This window comes from Nodularia chucula CCY0103, from assembly GCF_963923915.1.
GTDB classification, from domain to species: Bacteria; Cyanobacteriota; Cyanobacteriia; order Cyanobacteriales; family Nostocaceae; genus Nodularia; species Nodularia chucula.
Window position 1 is genome coordinate 1 of record NZ_CAWUOL010000201.1, and the last position, 1,117, is coordinate 1,117.

General features: G+C 48.6%; 1 protein-coding gene. It reads left to right on the top strand.

Annotation, left to right across the window (positions count from 1 at the left end):
• Positions 1 to 977: tetratricopeptide repeat protein (locus tag ACM0OP_RS24185; protein ID WP_414530949.1), on the top strand; the 977-nt coding region annotated here is incomplete at its 5' end.
• Positions 978 to 1,117: the final 140 nt, after the last annotated feature.

The following is a 1,117-nucleotide window of genomic DNA, read 5'->3' on the forward strand; positions in this document are numbered from 1 at the left end:
TAGAACTGAGTAAACGCCTGCTGGGAGACAATCATCCCGATATCGCCGCTAGCCTCAACAACTTGGCATTACTCTACGATTCCCAAGGAAGGTACGACCAAGCCGAACCCCTGTATCTCCAAGCTTTAGAACTGATTAAACGCCTACTGGGAGACTATCATCCCTTAGTGGCCACCACCCTCAACAACTTAGCATTACTCTACGATTCCCAAGGAAGGTACGACCAAGCCGAACCCCTGTATATTCAAGCTTTAGAACTCTTTAAACGCCTGCTGGGAGACTATCATCCCAATATCGCCGCCAGCCTCAACAACTTGGCAGAACTCTACCGTTCCCAAGGAAGGTACGACCAAGCCGAATCCCTGTATCTCCAAGCTTTAGAACTCTTTAAACGCCTGCTGGGAGACTATCATCCCTCAGTGGCCACCACCCTCAACAACTTGGCTGGACTCTACTATTCTCAAAGAAGGTACGACCAAGCCGAACCCCTATTACTCCAAGCTTTAGAACTCTTTAAACGCCTGCTGGGAGACTATCATCCCTCAGTGGCCACCACCCTCAACAACTTGGCTGAACTCTACTATTCCCAAGGAAAGTACGACCAAGCCGAACCCCTGTATCTCCAAGCTTTAGAACTGAGAAAACGCCTACTAGGAGACTATCATCCTGATGTCGCCTCCAGCTTCAGCAAATTGGGATCACTCTACGATTCCCAAGGAAAGTACGACCAAGCCGAAACCCTGTATCTCCGAGCTTTAGAACTGAGAAAACGCCTGCTAGGAGACTATCATCCCTCAGTGGCCACCACCCTCAACAACTTGGCTGAACTCTACGATTCCCAAGGAAGGTACGACCAAGCCGAACCCCTGTATCTCCAAGCTTTAAAACTCTATAAACGCCTGCTGGGAGACTATCATCCCCATACTGTTACTGTTCGTGAAAATTTGGAAGCTTGCCGGCAACAAAATTCAGGATAAAAATTATTGATGGTATTGTACGAGCGATTATGTTTAGTCCGGTTAATTAGTTGCCAATACTGCAATCATTGAACCCCACCCCCAACCCCTCCCCGCAAGCGAGGCTACGGTGTACACACAAGTAGGCCTAGAGCGAGTTT